An 18,770-nucleotide genomic window follows, 5' to 3' on the forward strand; every position below is an offset into this window, starting at 1 on the left:
GCTTGCCGAACTGACGAGGGCTCAGCCCGGTGAACGGGGCTATCCAGGACGGCTCCGACGCCGTGATCACACCAGACACGACAAGATCATCTCACCCGTGACCAGCACTTACGGGACAGCCCTTAGCCGTTCTGGCTGCGGCAGCGGATCGAGTCGGTCAACTGGACTCTCAAGGGCCAGCTCGGCCTCGCCGACCACGGCGCGCGCGTGCTGTCGGGCTTGTGGGCCCGCGTGGTCCAGCGACTCCTCGCCCTCAACGCGGCGATCTGGCATAACTGGACCACGGGAGCAGCCCGGAAGCGCAGCCTCATCGCCTACGACCACGTCAAGCCGCTGACCAGCACGCAATAGCACATCAATCATCTGGGAAGCTGAGATCGTCCGGCTCGTCCTTGCGGGCAGGCCGGACGATGGTGATCCCCCATTCGGCGAGTTCCGCCGCGAAGTCCGCCCCGGCGAAGCCCTTGTCGCATACGTCCAAGGTGCCCGGCCAGGGGCGGTTCTTGGGCTCGGCGAACATCAGCAGCGCTGCCTCGCGCTCCTTGACGAGCTTGGGGTTGACCAGCCCGAACCCGGTCACCGCCCCGTCCGGGGCGCATAGCAGCATCAGCTCGGCACCCCAGTAGAAGCGGTGGTGGGACTTGTCGAAGCCGTAGCCGGCCCATCCGGCCAGATCCGAGCGGTGCGCGGTCTGGCGGGATGCGCCGCACGGCACGGGGGTGCCGTCCATCAGCCGTAGCAGCTCCGCCGTGGACGGGGTGCGCGCGGCCAGCCTCCGCAGGGCTGCCTCCATCAGCTCCCCGGCCGCCCGCAGTCGGCGGTTGTACTCGCTCTGTGACAGCAGGTGGGGGAAGAGGTGCCCGACCAGGGCGGGGGCGGCGCGCAGCCAATGCCGCTCGTTGTTGAACCGCAACAGCACCTGGGCGACGACCAGGCAGACCAACTCGGCGTCGGTCACCTCTGCCGGGCGTCCGGGTCCGGGCTGCGGCCGGATCTGCCGTGCGGGCAGGATCCGGTCCGTCAACTCCACGTACAGTGCGATGAGGAGAGTGTCCAGGTCGGTGTCCACGACGACCCTCACACTGCGGTGGCGGTGCGGTGCAGCGTGAACCAGAAGGTCGGGACCGGATTCGTGCCGGGCGTCACGTCGGTCAGCTGCCACCCGGCGAACCTGGCGCGGAGTTCGTCCGCGGTAACGCCGGAGATCGGGTCGTCGAACGCCTCGGGGCCGTACCCGAACATCAGCAGCTGCGCTCCCGGGGCGGCGCGCGTCGTGAGGCCGGCGGCGTAGGCGTCGCGGCGGTGCGGCGGAATGCCGCAGTAGCAGCTCAGGTCGAAGAACAGGTCGTACGGGCCGGGCACGCCCACCTCGTCGAGCCGGGTGGCGTCCCCGCACAGCACCGTGACGTCCACCCCCGCCGCGTCGGCCTTCTTCCGGGCCTGCCGGACCGCGCGGTCGATCAGGTCGACGGCCGCCACCCGCCAGCCGTGCCGGGCCAGGTACACCGCGTTGGTCCCGGTGCCGCAGCCGAGTTCGAGGACGTGACCGGGCGTCAGCGCGCCGGGCCCCTCCACCAGGTCCACCAGCTCGGGCGGTGTGATGCCGCTGTCCCACGGCGGCTTGCCGTCCCGGTAGTAGTCCTCCAACGAGCGGCGTACGGCCGCCTCTTGGTCGAGTTCCGCAGTCGTCCGCGTCTCGCGCATCGCTACCCCTCAAGAATTTAGAGTTCGACTCTAGTGGCTGACTCTAGAGATAGACTCCCGGTATGGCTGCGGTCAAGGGATCCGACAAGCGCCCCGACAAGCGGGCCGAGCGCTCGCGGCGCACCCGCGAGAAGGTCGTCGCGGCGGCGCGGGACCTGTTCGTCGCGCAGGGGTATGGGGCGACGAGCCTTCAGGAGGTCGCGGACCGCGCGGGCGTGGCCGTCCAGACCGTGTACTTCGTGTTCCGCAACAAGCGCGCGCTGTTCAAGGACGTCGTCGACACGTCCATCGCCGGCGACGCCGAACCGGTCGCCACGATGGACCGAGACTGGTTCCGCAGCGCGTGCGCCGAGCCCACCGCGGCCGGACAACTGCGCACCCACGTGCGGGGCGTGCGCGAGATCCTCGGCCGGGTCGCCCCGATCATGCCGCTGATCGCGGCCGCCGCGGCCACCGACCCGGAGATCGCCGCGCAGTGGCCCACCGGCCCGGACCCGCGCTACACCGTCCAGTACGCCGCCGCCAAGGCGCTGACCTCCAAACCCGACGCCCGCGCCGACGTCGACGTCACCCGCGCTGCCGACCTGCTGTACGGTCTGCTCAGCCCCGAGCTGTACCTGGTCTTCGTCCGCGACCGCGGCTGGTCCCCCGACGCCTGGGAGGAGTGGGCCTGTGCGGCGCTGACCGCCGGCCTCTGCGCCGACCGCGAGTAAGGCTCAGCAGACCGGAAAGCGCATCAATCATCTCTAGTGGCTATGACTGACCACGTCACGATGGCGCTGCGTAACAGCGGATGGCCACCGTCTGGTGCGGACTCCACTGCTGCTCGACCGTGGCCATCAGCTCCCAGCCCAGCCGCTCATACAAGGCTGCCGCCGCGGTATCGGATGCGACGACGTCGAGCACCGGATGCAGGCCACGACGCCGCGCTTCCCCCACTGCTTGGCCGATCAGCAGCGCACCGATCCGATGTCCCCTCGCCTGCGGGGCAACGAACAGCCTGCTGACCACGGCGGTCATACCCCGCGTCGCCCCGTTCCGCTCGCTCCACAACATCGGGGCCAGATCGCCTTCGCCGCCTTGCGACAAACTGACATGCCCCACCAGGCCGCCTTCGAGTTCGGCAACCCAGGAGCCCAGCAGGGGACCGCGTGACAGCCACTCGCCGGGCTGATCCGGCCAGTTCACCGGATAGCCGTCGCGCGCATGGACCTCCGCGAGGACCCGCACGCACTCCTCAACATCGCCATCAGCCCTCTGCCGGACCCAGCGGCTCGGCCTCTCGTCCGGCACCCCGGAGCTCTCGATGTCCACTCCGGCATAGAAACACAGGCCACAGAGTCACAACCAGCCACTCTCGATACAGGCCCCAGCCCGCTCCTGCGGCGCAGAGGTTGCCAGCACCGAGTGAGGGCCCGGATGCACCGTGCCGATGCCGTCGCCTGCCTGACCGCTGGCCCCCTGGACCTGGCCGGGCCTGGCTGGGCGCTGCTCGCGCTCGGCGTCCTGCTGTGGGGCACCGGCCCTCAGACAGCGGGAGGACGCGGAGCAGCCGCAGACTCCCCTCGACGAGGCGCTCGTACGGGTCCGGCAGTTCGCTGTGCAGCTGCGCGGTGGCACTGCCCGCGTGTTGGAGAAGCCGCGCCGTACGGGCGGTCGCCTCAATGATCGCGGGAATCGCCGGCGCCCCGGCTGGGGTGCTGCTGGTGGCCGGGACCGGCGCTGCGGTCCCGGCCGGGGCCGGACTGCTATGGACGTCAAAGTCCTCGGACTCAACCTGGATCAGCTGAGGTTCCCGGATCTGCGCACCATCTCCGAGACCCGGATCTGCGCCGGATTCGGGGTGCCGCCCGTCCTGGTCGGCGCCAAGGCGGGCCTCGATCGCTCCACCTTCGCGAACTACGCGGAGGCACGCCGCTCGTTCTGGGAAGAGACGATCATGCCGGACCAGAGGCTGATCGGCGACGTGATCGTACGTCTGCTGCCCGAGGTGAACGACTCCACGTTCGTCGTGCCGCGCCGGGTCACACAGGGTGGGGCCGTCCAGCTCGAAGCTGAGCATGACGGCACAGCGTGCCCCGCCCGGCCAGCGGGGCGGCGGTTGTTGGTGCATGGGCGGTTCCGGTCGCGTGCGTTCGGGTGCGGGGTGGGCTTCAGCTCTTGCGGGGCCGTGGCTCGGTCGGGTCGAGCAACTGGCCGCGCAGGACGGTGAGTTGGTGGGAGGTCTCGACGGCCCGGTGCTCGTCCAGTGAGGCGAGGGCCAGGACGAGGGTGTCCATGACGACAGTGCCGGTCAGGGACTCGGCGGTGATGCCGGTGGGGGTGTGGGGGGCGCTGATCACCACGTCGGCGCGGTCGGCGAGGGGGCTGGTGGGTTCGTCGGTGACGAGCAAGACGCTCGCGCCGACGGCCCGTGCCCGCTCGGTGAGGACGGTGAACTCCCGCAGCAGTCTGCCGGGCTGGAGGATCACCACGGCGTCGCCGCGGCCGAGGTCCAGCAGCTCGTCGGCCATGGTGAAGCCGGTGGCGCCGACGAAGCGGGCCCGGCGGCCGGCCCGGCGCAGCTTCAACACCAGGTGGCGGGCGGCGAGTTCGGAGGCGCCGACGCCGTATGCGACCACCTCGCGCGCGTCGGCCAGGATCTGGACCGCCTGCTTGAGTACGTCCGTCTCCAGCAGCCGTCGGCACTGTTCGAGCCGCTCCGCGGCCTCGTCGAAGACGCGGTCCTTGATCTGTTCCAGGTCGTGGCCGACATGGGCGATGCGCTGCTTGAGCCGCTCCTCGGGGGCGGTCGCGGAGGTGAAGTCGGCGGCGAGTTCCCGCTTGAGCGCGGGCAGTCCGGTGTAGCCGAGGCGTTGCAGGGCCCGTACGACCGTGGCGTTGCTGGTGCCGCTCGCCGTGCCCAGTTCCTGCGCGCTGGCGAACAGCAGGTGCTCCGGCGGCGTACTCGCCAGGTACTGGGCCACCACGCGCTCGGAGGCGGACAACTCCCCCCACAGGTCGCGAATCGTGGCGTGGAGTCGTGTCGCTGCGGTTACGTCTTCTGTTTCGCTCATTACAGCTATTGACTTCCTCGTAGCGTCCATTACTAACCTGGTGCCATCATTCCAGAAGCTCCGGATCCTGAAACGCACATTACAGGCCGCTGTGGGTCCGGGCCCTGGATCACTCGCGTCGCAGAGCACAGTCCCAGAGCGACAGTCCGAGAGCGTCAGTCGCAGAGCACAGGAGAGGCATGACAGCCAGCGCCATCCCGATCGTCGAGATCTCCGGTACGCCCGTCGAGCGCGGCCGTCAGTACGGCGAAGCCGTGCGCGGCAGACTCGGCGCCGCGCTCGCCTACTACCAGGAAGCCTTCGGCCAGTCGTCGGGGCTCACCTGGGAGCAGGTCACCGCGCGGGCCGAGCGCTGGCTGGAGCCGGTGCGCGCGTACGCCCCCGATCTCGTCGAGGAGATGAGCGGGATCGCCGAGGGCGCCGGGGTCGGCCTCCTGGACGTGCTCGCACTGAACGCCCGGGGCGAGATCATCTACGACGAGACCTTCGCCAGGATGCGCGGCCAGGACGACTCCACGGACGACACCGTGGAGGAGAAGGGAACGGCCGACGGCTGCACCTCCTTCGCCGTCACGGGCGAGGCCAGCGGCGACGGGCACGTCTACTGCGGACAGAACTGGGACTGGCGGGCGGGCACCGCCGACACCCTCGTCATGCTGCGGATCGTCCAGCCCTCGCGGCCCACCGTGATCATGCAGGTCGAGGCAGGACAGATCGGCCGCCAGGGCGCCAACTCCGCGGGCATCGCCCTCAACGCCAACGGTCTCGGCGGCCGTTTCGACGACGCCGTGGGCCTCCCCCAGACCGTGATCCGCCGCCGCGTACTGGACAGCGAGTCGATCAGCGAGGCGGTCGAGGTGCTGTGCCGCACCCGCGGCCATATCGCCAGCAACGCCCTGCTGACCTGCCGCGAAGGCTTCGCCGTCGACCTGGAGACCACCCCCGGCGCGCACGGCTGGCTGTATCCGGCCGACGGCCTGCTCGTGCACGGCAACCACTACCAGGCCGGCGTGCCCGTCCAGCTCGCCGCCAACTACCGCCCCGCGTCCTCCGATTCACTGATCCGCGTACCCCGCGCCGAGGCCGGGCTGCGCCAACTGCGCACGGCCACGGCGCCCGACGACTCCCGCAAGCTGATCCGCCAGGCGATGTCCGACCACCTCGGTCACCCCGAGGGCCTGTGCACCCACCCCGATCCGCGCCAGTCGGAGGTCAAGCGGTGGACGACGCTGCTGTCCTCCTGCGTGGACCTGACCACCGGTGACTACTACGTGACCCCGGGCACCCCCTGCGACCACGAGTACCAGTACCTGCCCTGGAACCTCTACGACGGCCCGCACGCACCGAACTGACGCACCCTCAACCCCGCGACACAGAACGCCCCCCATCGCGCTGACGCCTCCTCACCCCTCGAACCATCAGGAAGAGCCTGCTATGAGAACCAAGCTCTGTACCACCACAGCCGGCCTCGCGGGAGCTCTGCTGTTCACCGCGGGATGCTCCGGCGCCTCCACCGGGACGGGCGGCGCGACCGCCGACGCCGCCGAGCTCAAGCTCAAGCTCACCAACACCACCGCCAAGGCGTCCGGCGAGGCCGCCTCGGTGAACTGGCTGGTGGAGCAGGAGCCCGGTTCGCTGGATCTGGACCGGCAGGGCACCACCAGCGGACGGACGGTGCTGGCCAACGTCTGCGAGCGGCTCTTCCAGCTCCAGCCCGACCTCACCACCGAGCCGCAGCTCGCGTCGAAGGCCGAGTACACCGACGACAAGACGCTCGTCCTCACCCTCCGCGACGGCGTCACCTTCCACAACGGCTCCCCCATGACGGCCGACGACGTGGTGTGGAGCCTGAAGCGGCACGCGCAGCCGGAGATGTCGGAGTCGGACGAGTACGAGGACGTCGACAAGATCACCAAGACCGGCGCATCCGAGGTCACCGTCACCTTCAAGGAGCCGAGCGCCCTGTTCTTGAAGGCGCTGGCCGGTGACGCCGGGATCATCATGGACCGCGAGACGGTGGAGAAGCAGGGCGACGACTACGGCACCCCTGGTCAGGCGGACGCCTGCACGGGGCCGTACCGGCTGAAGAGCTGGGACTCCGGATCGTCGATGACGATCGAGCGGTATGAGGATTACTGGGACGACAGCAGCCCGGCGCTGACGAAGAACGTCGCCTTCCGCTGGGCGACCGGCAGCGCGCTGGTCAACGCCGTCTCCACCGGCGCCGCCGACGGCTCGTATCTGACCGCGACGGGTCCGGCCGCCGTACTGGCCGAGAAGAAGGGCGTACGCGCCTACTACGGGCAGAGCACCACGGCCTGGTCGCTGAGTCCCACCGAGGGCGGCGCGTTGAAGGACGCCCGGCTGCGCAAGGCGCTGTCGCTGGCGCTGGACCGTGAGGGCATCGCCAAGTCCGGGTTCAGCGGGCTCGCCACGCCCTGGGCGACGCCCGTCGGCCCCGGCGCGTGGGGCTACGAGAAGGCCGCGTTCCAGAAGGCGCAGACGGACCTGGAGAAGTCGACCGCGTACACGGCGTCGCCGTCGTCCGACGACATCGACGAGGCCAAGAAGCTGGTCGAGGAGGCCGGGGCGCCCGCGCAGCCGATCGTCGTGGCCAGTGACGGCGGTGAGAGCCAGACGGTCATCACCAACGCGGTGCGCGGCGCGGCCCAGAAGATCGGTCTCGAGGTGCGGGTGAAGACGGTGCCGCCGAGTCAGTACGACGAGTTCTTCGCCGACCCGAAGGCGCGGGAGGGCTTCGATCTGATCGCGGTCGACTGGTACATCTCCAAGGCCGACCCGGTGGGCTTCTACGACAACGGCATGTCCGGCAACGCCAACAACTGGCTCGGCTACTCGGACACCGGCTACGACGCCCTCGTCAAGAAGGCCCAGCAGACGATCGACGACAAGGAGCGGGCGAGGCTCGTCATCGAGGCGCAGTCGAAGTTCGCCGACGCCGCCGTGTGGATTCCTCTCGTGCAGGTGCCGTCGGTGCTGGTGCTCGGCGAGAAGTACACAGGTCCGCCCGCGTCCATGGTCTCCCTGTACTACCCCTGGGCCGCCGACCTCGGAACGAAGGGCTGACGCCATGCTGCGCGGACTGCCGCGGCGGATCGCCGGCCTGCTCGCGACGCTGCTCGCCGCCTCGTTCGTCATCTTCTCCGCCGTCTACGCGGCACCGGGCGACCCCGCCGTCCTCCTCTCCGGCAGCAGGCAGGAGCTCACTCCCGAGAAGCTCGCTGCGGTCCGCGCCGAGTACCACCTCGACGAGCCGCTCGTCGTCCAGTACGGGCGGTGGCTGTGGGAGAGCGCGCAGGGCGACCTGGGCCGGTCGTTCCAGTACCGCGACCAGGTGGCGGACCTGATCGCAGCGCGACTGCCGACCACTCTCGAACTCGTCGCCTACGCCACGGTGTTCTTCGTGGTCCTGGGCGTCGGCTCCGGGGTGCTGGCGGCGCTGCGCCGCGGCTGGGTGGACTCGGCCGTCGTCGGGGGCACCACGCTCGCCGCGTCCATCCCCTCGTTCGTCGCCGCGATCGCGCTGGTGTCGCTCTTCGGGGTGCAGCTGGGCTGGTTCCCGGTGACCGGCCAGGGCGAGGGATTCGCCGGCCGGCTGCACCACCTGACGCTCCCGGCCTTCGCGCTGGCGCTGGGGGCGCTCGCGGTGATCAGCCGGGTGACACGGCAGGCGATGGCCGAGGCGTACGCCTCCGATCATGTGGAGGCCGCCCGCGCCGCCGGTCTGACGGAGCGTGAGATCGTCGTGCGGCATGTGCTGCGCAACGCGCTCGGCCCGATCGTCACCATGTGCGGTCTCGTCATGGCGGGCATGCTCGCCGGGACGGTGGTCGTCGAGACCGCCTTCGGCCTCAGCGGCGTCGGCTCGCTGCTGGTGAGCGCGATCACCACGCACGACTTCCCCGTCACGCAGGCGGTGCTGCTGCTGATGGTCATCGGCTATGTCGTCGTCACGACGCTGGTCGACCTCGTCCATCCGCTGATCGACCCCAGGGTCTCGCTCGCAGGGAAGGCCGCATGACGACTCTGACAGCCGGGGCACTCCTCCCGGTCAAAGTACGGGCCCGGCGGCCGGTACCGGTGATGCTGGCAGGCGGCTTCCTCGCTCTGGTCGTGGTGGCGGCCGTGTTCGCACCCCTGCTCGCGCCGTACGCGCCCGACGCCGTCGACCTGTCCGCCTCGCTCGCCGGGACGAGCCCCGAGCACCTGCTGGGCACCGACGCCTCGGGACAGGATCTACTCTCCCGGGTGCTGTACGGAGCCCGGTCGAGCCTGCTCGCTCCCCTGGCGCTGCTCGCGCTGGCCGCGCTGCTCGGCATCACCATGGGCACGGTCGCGGCCTGGTACGGCGGCTGGGTGGACACCTTGCTGTCGCGCGTGACCGACGTGATGTACGCCTTCCCGGGCCTGCTGTTCGTCGTCCTGGTGATCGCGGTGTTCGGCGACGGTCTCACCACCTCGGTCGTCGCCGTGGGGCTCGCGTACGCGCCCACCATCGCCCGGTACACCCGCAGTCTCGCCCTGTCCGAGCGGTCCAAGCCCTACATCGACGCCTATCGGGTCCAGGGCATGGGCGGGGCGCGGATCTGCGTACGTCATCTCGTGCCCAATCTGTCCGGTGCGCTCGTCGGCTACCTCGTGGTGCTGTTCGGCGAGGGACTGATGAGCCTGGCCACGCTCAGCTATCTGGGCTTCGGCGCCGGATCGCCCAGCATCGACTGGGGATTGATGGTGCAGGAGGGCCAGGACGCGGTGGTGCAGGGAGCGCTGCTGCCGGCTCTCGTACCGGGCACGGCCATCGCCGCCGTGGTGGTGGCCTTCAACATCGTCGGGGTCTGGGTCTCGGACCGGCTGGGCCAAGGAAGGTAACCGTCCATGCTGCTGGACATCGAGAATCTCACCCTCCGGCTGCTGCCCTCCGGGGCCGCCGCCCGGCCCCTGCTCGCCGAGGTGTCGCTGACCGTCGGCCGGGGCGAAGTGGTCGGCCTGGTCGGCGAGTCGGGCTCCGGGAAGTCGACCACGGCGCGGGCCGTGCTGGGCATGCTGCCCGAGGGCGCGCAGGCCTCAGGGTCCGTACGAGTGGACGGCGAGGACGTACTCGCCATGGATCCCGACCGCCTGCGCGCGCACCGGTCCCGTACGGTCTCCATGGTCTTCCAGGACCCCCGCTCGGCGATGAACCCGGTCCGCCGGATAGGCGACTTCCTCACCGAACCGCTCGTACGGGTCCTGGGGCTGCCCAAGCGCAAGGCGGCGGCGAAGGCCGTGGAGCTGCTGGCCGCCGTGGGCCTGCCCGATCCGGAGCGCCGGATGCGGCAGCGCCCGCACGAGCTGTCCGGCGGCATGCTGCAACGGGTCGTGATCGCCGCCGCGCTCGCCACCGACCCCGGCCTCCTGCTCGCCGACGAGGCGACGAGCGCGCTGGACGCGACCACCCAGGCGGAGGTGCTGGCCCTGCTGCGTGGCATCCAGGAGGAGCGGCGGCAGGCCGGCAGCGGCCTCGGAACGCTGTTCATCACCCACGATCTGCCGCTCGCCGCCGCCTACTGCGACCGCGTGTACGTGATGTACGCGGGCCGCGTGGTGGAACACCAGCCCGCCCGCGGCCTGTTCGCCGACCCCCGGCATCCCTACACCCGCGGCCTGCTGGACTGCTCGCCCGCGCTGGGCGACGAGCGCGAACTGCGCCCCATCCCCGGCCGCCCACCGTCACTGTCCGACACCTTCACCGGCTGCCCGTTCGCTCCGCGCTGCCCGCGCGCCGAGGAGGAGTGCGAGAGCTGGACGCCGGTGACGATCCCGTTCGGCGGCGACAGCGGACCGGCGGACGGCGGGTCGGCAGCCTGCCGCCGTCTGGAACTCGTAGCGAGGAGCACCGCATGACCAAGGCCGAACCCGCACTCGCCGTACGCGGCCTGTGCAAGAGCTATCCGCTCCCGGGCGGCGGCCGTACGGCGGCCGTGGACGACGTCTCGTTCTCCGTGGCGGCCGGCGGCTCACTGGGCGTCGTCGGCGAGTCCGGCTCCGGAAAGACCACGGTGGCCCGGATGCTGGTGGGCCTCGTACGGCCGGACGCGGGAACGATCGCCGTGAACGGGCGGGAGCGGACACCCGGGGAACGCGGCGGAAAGCTGCCCGGGCTGAGGCGGCCGGGCGGGGGCAGGGCGGCACGTCTGCGCCGCGCCCGCGAGATCCAGATCGTCTTCCAGGATCCGTATGTCTCCCTGGACCCCCGCCTGACGGCACGTCAGTGCCTGCACGGCGCATTGCGACTGCACGGCCGGTACCAGGGTGAGGCCGCCGCGACGCGGGTCGGCGAACTGCTCGACCAGGTGGGCCTGGGCAAGCGGGAGGCCGATGCCCGGCCACGCGGGCTGTCGGGTGGGCAGCGTCAGCGGCTGGCCATCGCCCGTGCGCTGGCCGTGGATCCCCAGGTGCTGGTTCTGGACGAGGCGGTGGCGGCGCTGGACGTGTCGATTCAGGCGCAGATCCTGCGGCTCCTCGCCGATATCCGCCGGGGGACCGGGGTGGCCCTGGTGTTCGTCAGCCACGACCTGGCCGTCGTACGGCACATCACCGACGACACGCTGGTGATGCGCCGCGGCCGCACGGTCGAGACCGGCCCGACGGCCCGTGTGCTGGACGCCCCGAAGGACCCGTACACCCGGCTCCTGCTCTCCTCGGTACCGCGCGAGGGCTGGGACCCCGCCGAGACGGTTCGGCTGCGCGGCGAACTCGCCGGAGCGTCGCGGGCGGACTGATGTCCCGTCGAATGCATCGAACGCGCCATCAGGGGCGTGGAAGTGGGCGCGGAAGTGGCGCAATCGAACATTGCGGCCCTGGCGCCCAAGGAAGAATCTGGAGGATGCGGGAGCGCTCCCATACCGGAATACACCACCTCGGAAAGAATCGGAAAGAAGGAGACCCGTGTCTACTTGTCATGATCGCATCAAATTGGCCCGGCCTCGGGTGACGCTCACCCTGAGCCTGCTCACCGCGGCCCTGCTCTGCCTGATCCCCTGGAGCGGCACCGCCGTCGCCCACGGCTCCGTCATCGACCCGGCCTCCCGCAACTACGGCTGCTGGGACCGCTGGGGCGACGACTTCCAGAACCCGGACATGGCGCAGGAAGACCCGATGTGCTGGCAGGCCTGGCAGGACAATCCGAACGCCATGTGGAACTGGAACGGCCTGTACCGCAACGGCTCCGCCGGCGACTTCCAGGCGCACGTCCCCGACGGGCAACTGTGCAGCGGCGGCCGGACCGAAGGCGGCCGCTACAACTCCCTGGACACCGTGGGCGCCTGGCAGACCACGGACATCGGCAGCGACTTCACCGTCAAGCTGTACGACCAGGCCAGCCATGGCGCGGACTACTTCCTGGTCTACGTCACCCGCCAGGGCTTCGACCCGACCACCCAGCCGCTGACCTGGAACGACCTCCAACTGGTCGCCCGGACCGGCGAGTACGGCCCGAGCCAGAACTACTCGATCGACGTGAGCACCTCGGGCCTCACCGGCCGCCACGTCGTCTACACGATCTGGCAGGCCTCGCACATGGACCAGACGTACTTCCTGTGCAGCGACGTCAACTTCCGCTGACACATCCCGCACCGCCGTCCCGCCGGACGAACCGGACGCACCGCGTCCGGCAGGACACCGGTCCAGCGCGAGCTTCACCGTTCAAGCGCATAAGCTCGACAGATGGCCAAGTACTTCGACGTGCACCCCGACAATCCCCAGCAGCGCACCATCGGCCAGGTGGCCGAGAGCATCCGCTCAGGTGCCCTGGTCGTCTATCCGACGGACTCCTGTTTCGCGCTGGGCTGCCAGCTGGGCAGCCGTGACGGCATCGACCGGATCCGGTCCATCCGGCAGCTCGACGACCGGCACCACTTCACGCTCGTCTGCCAGAACTTCGCGCAGCTGGGCCAGTTCGTGCATATCGACAAGGACGTGTTCCGCGCCATCAAGGCCTCCACGCCCGGCAGTTACACCTTCATCCTCCCCGCGACGAAGGACGTGCCGCGCAGGATGCTGCACCCGAAGAAGAAGACGGTCGGCGTCCGCATCCCCGATCACACCGTCGCCCAGGCCCTGCTCGCCGAGCTGGGTGAGCCGCTGCTCTCCAGCACCTTGCTGCTGCCGGACGAGGAGGAGCCCATGACCGTGGGCTGGGAGATCAAGGAGCGTCTCGACCACGTCGTGGACGCGGTGGTCGACTCCGGGGACTGTGGTACCGAACCGACCACGGTCATCGACTTCTCGGGCGGCGAGGCCGAGATCGTACGCAAGGGAGCGGGCGACACCGCGCGCTTCGAGTGACGCGCCGCCCGACGGGGACGCGGGGCTTCCACGCCGGACGGCACGAGAGGTTTGCGGGCCCACGCCTGCCGGAATTGTGATCTTTGTCTGTTTAGCATACGGCGATGACACCTCCCGGCCGTCACAGCTCACCGCTCCGGTACGCGCCTTCCCGGCACGACCCCCAACTGCTCAGCGCCGCCCGGTACTTCGGGCGGCGCTGACTGCTCAACCTCACCGCCGCGGCGGCCGTCCTGGCCTTCGCCACTCATCTGCCCACCCCGGGCGCGGCGGGCCGCCGAGCTCGATGCGGCGCGGATCTCCGAGGATCCCTTCACTCTCGGAGTCGCCTCCGGAGACCCGCTGCCCGACTCCGTACCGCTGTGGACCCGGCTCGCGCCCGCGCCGTACGAGCCGGGCGGCGGACTGGCCGGGCAGCGGGTCGAAGTCCAATGGGAGGTGGCCGACGACGAGTTCTTCCTGCAGAGCGTCCGGCGCGGCACCGCCTGGGCCCATCCCGAGTACAACCACACGGTGCACGCCGAGGTCGGCGGCCTCTTGCCTGGCCGGGAGTACTACTACCGCTTCCGGACCGGCAGCTGGATCAGCGAGACGGGCCGTACCCGGACCGCGCCCGCCGCCACCGCCGCCGCCGCCCCGTCGCTCACCTTCGCCGCGGTCTCCTGCCAGGCCTACCATGACGGCTACTTCACGGCGCACCGGCATCTCGCCGAGGACGACGTCGACGTGGTCTTCCATCTCGGTGACTATCTGTACGAGTACGCGGTCAACTCGGCGGGCGGCGCCCGCCAATACACCGACCGCCAGGTGCCCGAGCTGTTCAACCGCGAGGCCAGGACCCTCGAGGAGTACCGGCTGCGGTACGCCCTCTACAAGAGCGACCCGGATCTGCGCGCGGTGCATGCGGCGCATCCCTTCGTCGTCACCTGGGACGACCACGAGACCGAGAACAACTGCGCCGACGCCGTCGACGAGGAGGGCAATCCGCCCGAGGAGTTCCCGCTGCGCCGCGCCGCCGCCTACCGGGCGTACTGGGAGAACCAGCCGCTGCGCGGCGCCCAGTTGCCGCAGGGGCCCGACCTCCGGCTCTTCCGCCGGCTCCAGTGGGGCACGCTCGCCCAGTTCGACGTGCTCGACACCCGGCAGTACCGCTCCGACCAGGCGTACGGCGATATGCCGCACGTCCCGGGACCCGAGTCGGACGACCCGGCGCGCACCATCACCGGGGCGGCGCAGGAGCGCTGGCTGATCGACGGCTGGCGGGCCTCGTACGCCCTGTGGAACGTGCTGCCGCAGCAGGTGCGCTTCTCGCAGCACAAGCTCGATCCGACCCCGGAGGCGCTGGTGTCCATGGACACCTGGGACGGCTACCGCGCCTCCCGCGAGCGGGTGCTGGCCGGGGCGAAGTCGGCCGGGATCCAGAACCTGATGGTCCTCGCGGGTGACGCCCATGTGGGCTACGCCTTCGACATCAAGGAGGTCTTCGACGAGCCGGCCTCCAGGACCCTGGGCACGGAGTTCGTCACCACGTCCGTCTCCAGCGGCAGGGACGGCGCGGAAAGGCCCCTCACCTGGGACACATACACCAAGGCCAACCCGCATCTGAAGTTCTACGACGGGCGGCGCGGCTATGTGCGGGTCGAGCTCGGACATGAGGCGGCGAGGGCCGACTTCCGGACCGTGTCCGCCGTGACGACGCCCGGTGCGCCCATCGCGACGGCCGCGTCCTTCGTGACCGAGGCGGGCCGTCCGGGACTCGAGCCCGCGTGAATCCGGTGCCGGAGGGTCCGGGTGCGGCCCGTACTCCCGTTCCCTGATCGGCTGAAGGAGCGAGCACTAGCACATTTTTTGCGCCGATTGCGGCAAAACCTACGGATTCGAGATCTTTTACCCGTCGAACCCGAGGAGAACCTGATGGTCCATCGATCCGCCGGAGAAGGCTGCGCGGCCCTCGCCGTGCTCGGCGCACTCGTGCTGACGGGGCCGCCCGCGGCCGTGGCGGCCGATCCCCCCGTACCGACGACCGCGACCTCCGCCGCCGAGACGCTGGGCGCGCACAATCCGTCGGCCGAGGTCCTGCGCGCGCTGCGGCGCGATCTGGGCCTGACCGAGACGCAGGCCAGAACGCGGCTGGTGAACGAGGCGGAGGCCGGCATGCGCGCCGGCCGGCTCCAGAACGCCCTGGGCGCGAGCTTCGCGGGCGCCTGGCTGCGGGGAGCGACCTCCGCCAACCTCACCGTCGCCACCACCGACGTCGCGGACATCCCCCTCATCGAGGCCGGCGGCGCCAACGCCGCGCTCGCCGAGCACGGACTGGACGAACTCAGAGCCGTCAAGGCGAAGTTGGATGCCGCCGCGGACCGTGCCGACGGCGTCGGCACACCGGTCCGGTACGTCAACATCCGGGCGAACCAGGTGACGGTGCAGGCGACCCGCCGGTCCGCCGGGAAGGCGCTGATCGCGGCTTCCGGGGTCGACCGGAAGCTCGTGCGCGTCAAGGTGTCGGCGAACCAGCCGCATGCGCTGTACGACCTCCAGGGCGGCGACGCGTTTCACAACCTCGACCAGCAGGCCCGCTGCTCCGTCGGATTCTCCGTCACCTCGGGCCAGCAGCAGGGCTTCGCCACCGCGGGCCACTGCGGGAGACCGGGCGAAAGGACCGCCGGCTACAACAGGGTCGACCAGGGAACCTTCAGCGCCTCCAGGTTCCCGGGCCGCGACATGGCCTGGGTGCGGGTCAACAACGACTGGACGGCGACCCCCAACGTCAAGGCCGGGTCAGGTAACACCGTCCAGGTCAGCGGCTCGGTGCAGGCTCTCGTGGGCGCCGCGGTCTGCCGGTCCGGCTCCACCAGCGGCTGGCACTGCGGAAGGATCGAGCAGCACGACACCAGCGTCAGCTACAACGAGGGCACCGTCGACGGCGTGACCGAGACGTCGGTGTGCGCCGAGCCGGGCGACTCCGGCGGCCCCTACGTCGCCGGCGCCCAGGCGCAGGGCGTCCTCTCCGGCGGCTCCGGCGACTGCACGACCGGCGGGACGACCTACTACCAGCCGATCAACCCGCTGCTCGAGGCGTACGGACTCGTCCTGACGACCAGTACGAGCGGCTCGGGCACTCCGGGCGGCGCCCCGGAGGAGCCGGCGCGTGCCTGGGCCCCGGGCCAGGTCTACCGCGTCGGGAGCACGGTGACCTACGGCGGCATCACCTACGAGTGCCTTCAGTCGCATCAGGCGCAGACGGCGTGGCAGCCCACGAGCACTCCGGCTCTGTGGCAGCGCCGCTGACGGCTGATCAGTTCCGTGCGGCGCGAGGAGGTGGGCCTCGCGCCGCGCTACGGCGGCCGGGCCTATCCCTGTCGGGAGTCGCGTGCGACGCCCCGGGCCCACAGCACGAGGGGGATCTGGAGGGGCAGGCGGCCGAAGGCCGCGTTCCTGAGGGTGGTGGGGCGGTCCCGCCAGTCGAGCGCCATCTGCACATTGGCCGGGAACACCCCGACGAAGAACGCCGCCGTGGCGCGGGCCGCGGCCTGTCGTGTGCGGGGATGTGCGAGTCCGGCCGCCAGGGCGAGTTCGGCGGCGCCGCTGGCGTAGGTCCACGTCCGGGGGAACCCCGGCAGCATGCGGGGGATGGTCGCGTCGTACGGCTTCGGCGCGACGAAGTGCGTCACGCCGGCGGTGGCGAGGAGACCGGCGAGTATGAGCGGGGAGCGTCGGGAAGGGGCCATCGTGCCTCCGTAGTCGTGGATACGGCGCCACGCTACGGGAGAGCAGGCGCCGCCGCGCACCCGCCTGTGGCGTCAAGTCCCTTGTTCCATCAGGCGGTTGAGTCCCGGCACACCACGCCTCCGCCGACCCGGGAAGCCGGGTCGGCGGAGGTCACCGCGGCGCTTGTCGTCCGTCGTCCGTCGCCTGCCGTCTGTCGTCGGCTAGGCGACGACGCCGGACTTCGCGATCTTGATCGGCACCCTGGTCGCGCCGGAGCGGGAGCCCTGGGCCTCGACGGCCTTGACGACGTCCATGCCCTCGATGACCTCGCCGAAGACGACGTGCTTGCCGTCCAGCCAGTCCGTGATGATCGTTGTGATGAAGAACTGCGAGCCGTTGGAGTTCGGACCGGCGTTGGCCATGGACAGCAGTCCGGGCTTGGTGTGCTTCAGCTGGAAGTTCTCGTCGGCGAACTTCTCGCCGTAGATGCTCTTGCCGCCGGTGCCGTCGCCGCGGGTGAAGTCGCCGCCCTGGAGCATGAAGTCGGGGATGACCCGGTGGAAGCCCGAGCCCTCGTATCCGTAGCCGTGCTCGCCCGTGGCCAACTCACGGAAGTTGCGCGCGGTCTTGGGGACCACGTCGTCGTACAGCTTGAAGACGATCCGGCCGGCGGGCTCGTCGTTGATGGTGATGTCGAAGTACACGTTGCTCATGGCTTCATCCAAACACCTTCACCCGCCGCCGCACACTTCGGGCCCCGTTCCCGGGGCCCGGCCGTGTCGCGTCAGGAGGTGCCGAGGGCCGTACGCAGGGTGCTGACCGCCTGGGCGATGGCGGCCTCCGCCGCGTGGGTCTCGCGCAGGGCGTTGAGCATCACGAAGTCGTGGATGATGCCCTGGTAGCGGACCGCGGTGACCGGGACGCCGGCCTTGCGGAGCTTGTTGGCGTAGGCCTCGCCCTCGTCGCGCAGCACGTCGGCCTCGGCGGTGATGACCAACGCCGGGGGCAGACCGGCGAGTTGCGCGGTGGCGGCGCGCAGCGGTGATGCGGTGATCTCGGCGCGCTGAGCCTCGTCGGTCGTGTACTGGTCCCAGAACCACTGCATGGCGTCGCGGCGCAGGAAGTAGCCCTCGGCGAACTGACGGTAGGAGCCGGTGTCGAAAGCGGCGTCGGTGACCGGGTAGAAGAGGACCTGCTGGACCAGGGGCACGTCGCCGCGCTCCTTGGCCATCAGCGTCAGCGCGGCTGCCATGTTGCCGCCCACCGAGTCGCCGGCGACCGCGATGCGGGTGGCGTCGAGGGAGTGGCCGGCGCCGTCACTGACGATCCACTGGGCGACGGTGTAGTTCTGCTCGACGGCGACGGGGTAGCGGGCCTCGGGCGAGAGGTCGTACTCGGGGAAGACCACCGCGGCGCCGGTACCGACGGCGAGTTCGCGCACCAGGCGGTCGTGGGTGTGGGCGTTGCCGAAGACCCAGCCGGCGCCGTGGATGTACACGATCACCGGGAGGACGCCCTGCGCTCCCGCGGGCCGCACGATGCGTACGCGGACCTGGCCGGTGGGGCCGCCCGGCACGACGACCCACTCCTCGTCGACGGCGGGCTTGACGGCCTCGCCCGACTGCACCTCGTCGACGGCCTTGCGGCCGTCGGCCGGACCCAGGTCGAACAGGTACGGCGGGTTCGCGGTCGCCTCCGCGAAGGACAGGGCGGCGGGCTCGAGGACCGGGCGGGGGGCGGCGTGCTCAGTCATGGCGGTCTCCTCGGATCGGATGCCGCGGACACACTCCGGGGCGGTCTGCGCTGGGGAGCGGCGGCACGATGAGACAGTAGCGCGCCATTTAGTCGTGCGCAACTTATTAGTGGTCGATACAATCGAGAGGACGTGAAAGATAAGGTGGGCGTCCTCGCGCAGAGCACAGGAACCTCATGCCGGGACACACGACCAGAGGAAGG

17 protein-coding genes and 4 pseudogenes are annotated in these 18,770 nt (G+C 70.4%); 13 read left to right on the plus strand and 8 right to left on the minus strand.

Features of this window, described 5'->3' with window-relative positions; all coding sequences use genetic code 11:
- Positions 1-79, minus strand: a pseudogene (locus G6048_RS18540) (IS5/IS1182 family transposase); the annotation flags it as partial.
- Between the two features lie 56 nt (positions 80-135).
- Here G6048_RS18540 and G6048_RS48710 point away from each other — a divergent pair.
- Positions 136-351 (plus strand): annotated as a pseudogene (locus G6048_RS48710) (hypothetical protein); the annotation flags it as partial.
- Positions 352-364: 13 nt separating this feature from the next.
- Here the strand turns inward: G6048_RS48710 and G6048_RS18550 are convergent.
- Together G6048_RS18550 and G6048_RS18555 are read right to left on the minus strand one after the other, a co-directional pair.
- Positions 365-1,069, minus strand: a pseudogene (locus G6048_RS18550) (IS982 family transposase); the annotation flags it as partial.
- Between the two features lie 8 nt (positions 1,070-1,077).
- Positions 1,078-1,704 carry a class I SAM-dependent methyltransferase gene (locus G6048_RS18555; protein ID WP_165340675.1) on the minus strand — a complete coding sequence of 209 codons (627 nt, stop codon included), beginning with the start codon at positions 1,702-1,704 and terminating at the stop codon, positions 1,078-1,080.
- 62 nt (positions 1,705-1,766) lie between these two features.
- On the opposite strand from G6048_RS18555, the gene G6048_RS18560 reads away from it, so the two are divergent.
- Positions 1,767-2,417, plus strand: a complete 651-nt coding sequence (locus G6048_RS18560) for a TetR/AcrR family transcriptional regulator (protein ID WP_165340676.1) — start codon at positions 1,767-1,769, stop codon at positions 2,415-2,417.
- 55 nt (positions 2,418-2,472) lie between these two features.
- Here G6048_RS18560 and G6048_RS18565 read toward each other — a convergent pair whose 3' ends face one another.
- Positions 2,473-2,934 carry a GNAT family N-acetyltransferase gene (locus tag G6048_RS18565; protein ID WP_165340713.1) on the minus strand — a complete coding sequence of 154 codons (462 nt, stop codon included), beginning with the start codon at positions 2,932-2,934 and terminating at the stop codon, positions 2,473-2,475.
- Positions 2,935-3,454: 520 nt separating this feature from the next.
- Between G6048_RS18565 and G6048_RS48715 the strand changes: the two genes are divergently transcribed.
- A complete protein-coding gene (locus tag G6048_RS48715) occupies positions 3,455-3,916 on the plus strand; it encodes a phage portal protein (protein ID WP_206341757.1) in 462 nt (153 codons plus the stop codon).
- Here the strand turns inward: G6048_RS48715 and G6048_RS18575 are convergent.
- A complete protein-coding gene (locus G6048_RS18575) occupies positions 3,858-4,760 on the minus strand; it encodes a MurR/RpiR family transcriptional regulator (RefSeq protein ID WP_165340677.1) in 903 nt (300 codons plus the stop codon). The genes G6048_RS48715 and G6048_RS18575 overlap by 59 nt on opposite strands.
- Positions 4,761-4,939: 179 nt before the next feature.
- Between G6048_RS18575 and G6048_RS18580 the strand changes: the two genes are divergently transcribed.
- From G6048_RS18580 to G6048_RS18625, 10 genes and pseudogenes are all read left to right on the plus strand, one after another.
- The gene (locus G6048_RS18580) at positions 4,940-6,112 is read left to right on the plus strand and encodes a C45 family autoproteolytic acyltransferase/hydolase (RefSeq protein WP_165340678.1); all 1,173 of its coding nucleotides are present in this window, start codon (positions 4,940-4,942) and stop codon (positions 6,110-6,112) included.
- 82 nt (positions 6,113-6,194) lie between these two features.
- Positions 6,195-7,847, plus strand: coding sequence for an ABC transporter substrate-binding protein (locus G6048_RS18585; protein ID WP_165340679.1), 1,653 nt, complete (start codon positions 6,195-6,197; stop codon positions 7,845-7,847).
- Positions 7,848-7,851: 4 nt separating this feature from the next.
- The gene (locus G6048_RS18590; RefSeq protein ID WP_165340680.1) at positions 7,852-8,802 is read left to right on the plus strand and encodes an ABC transporter permease; all 951 of its coding nucleotides are present in this window, start codon (positions 7,852-7,854) and stop codon (positions 8,800-8,802) included.
- Entirely contained in the window at positions 8,799-9,650 is an 852-nt protein-coding gene (locus G6048_RS18595) for an ABC transporter permease (RefSeq protein WP_165340681.1), read from the plus strand. The genes G6048_RS18590 and G6048_RS18595 overlap by 4 nt, the downstream gene beginning before the upstream one ends.
- Positions 9,651-9,656: 6 nt before the next feature.
- Positions 9,657-10,664, plus strand: a complete 1,008-nt coding sequence (locus G6048_RS18600; protein WP_165340682.1) for an ABC transporter ATP-binding protein — start codon at positions 9,657-9,659, stop codon at positions 10,662-10,664.
- On the plus strand, positions 10,661-11,542 hold the full coding sequence (locus tag G6048_RS18605; RefSeq protein ID WP_165340683.1) for an ABC transporter ATP-binding protein: 882 nt from the start codon (positions 10,661-10,663) through the stop codon (positions 11,540-11,542). Before G6048_RS18600 ends, G6048_RS18605 begins: the two co-directional genes overlap by 4 nt.
- A gap of 166 nt (positions 11,543-11,708) precedes the next feature.
- Positions 11,709-12,383 carry a lytic polysaccharide monooxygenase auxiliary activity family 9 protein gene (locus G6048_RS18610; protein WP_165340684.1) on the plus strand — a complete coding sequence of 225 codons (675 nt, stop codon included), beginning with the start codon at positions 11,709-11,711 and terminating at the stop codon, positions 12,381-12,383.
- Positions 12,384-12,485: 102 nt separating this feature from the next.
- Positions 12,486-13,106 (plus strand): L-threonylcarbamoyladenylate synthase, encoded by a 621-nt coding sequence (locus tag G6048_RS18615; RefSeq protein ID WP_033319247.1) that lies wholly within the window; start codon positions 12,486-12,488, stop codon positions 13,104-13,106.
- A 203-nt stretch (positions 13,107-13,309) separates the two neighbouring features.
- Positions 13,310-14,876: pseudogene (locus G6048_RS18620) on the plus strand (alkaline phosphatase D family protein).
- 144 nt (positions 14,877-15,020) lie between these two features.
- Complete coding sequence (locus G6048_RS18625) at positions 15,021-16,394, plus strand: trypsin-like serine protease (RefSeq protein WP_165340685.1); 1,374 nt, start codon at positions 15,021-15,023, stop codon at positions 16,392-16,394.
- 62 nt (positions 16,395-16,456) lie between these two features.
- Here G6048_RS18625 and G6048_RS18630 read toward each other — a convergent pair whose 3' ends face one another.
- The 3 genes from G6048_RS18630 to G6048_RS18640 form a co-directional block, all read right to left on the minus strand.
- Positions 16,457-16,834: a DoxX family protein gene (locus G6048_RS18630; protein WP_165340686.1), complete on the minus strand. Its 378-nt coding sequence runs from the start codon at positions 16,832-16,834 to the stop codon at positions 16,457-16,459.
- Positions 16,835-17,035: 201 nt separating this feature from the next.
- Positions 17,036-17,527, minus strand: a complete 492-nt coding sequence (locus G6048_RS18635) for a peptidylprolyl isomerase (protein WP_165340687.1) — start codon at positions 17,525-17,527, stop codon at positions 17,036-17,038.
- A 71-nt stretch (positions 17,528-17,598) separates the two neighbouring features.
- Positions 17,599-18,567 (minus strand): alpha/beta hydrolase, encoded by a 969-nt coding sequence (locus tag G6048_RS18640; protein ID WP_165340688.1) that lies wholly within the window; start codon positions 18,565-18,567, stop codon positions 17,599-17,601.
- Between the last annotated feature and the right edge of the window lie 203 nt (positions 18,568-18,770).

The sequence above is a fragment of the Streptomyces ureilyticus genome (genome assembly GCF_011045025.1).
GTDB lineage: Bacteria > Actinomycetota > Actinomycetes > Streptomycetales > Streptomycetaceae > Streptomyces > Streptomyces ureilyticus.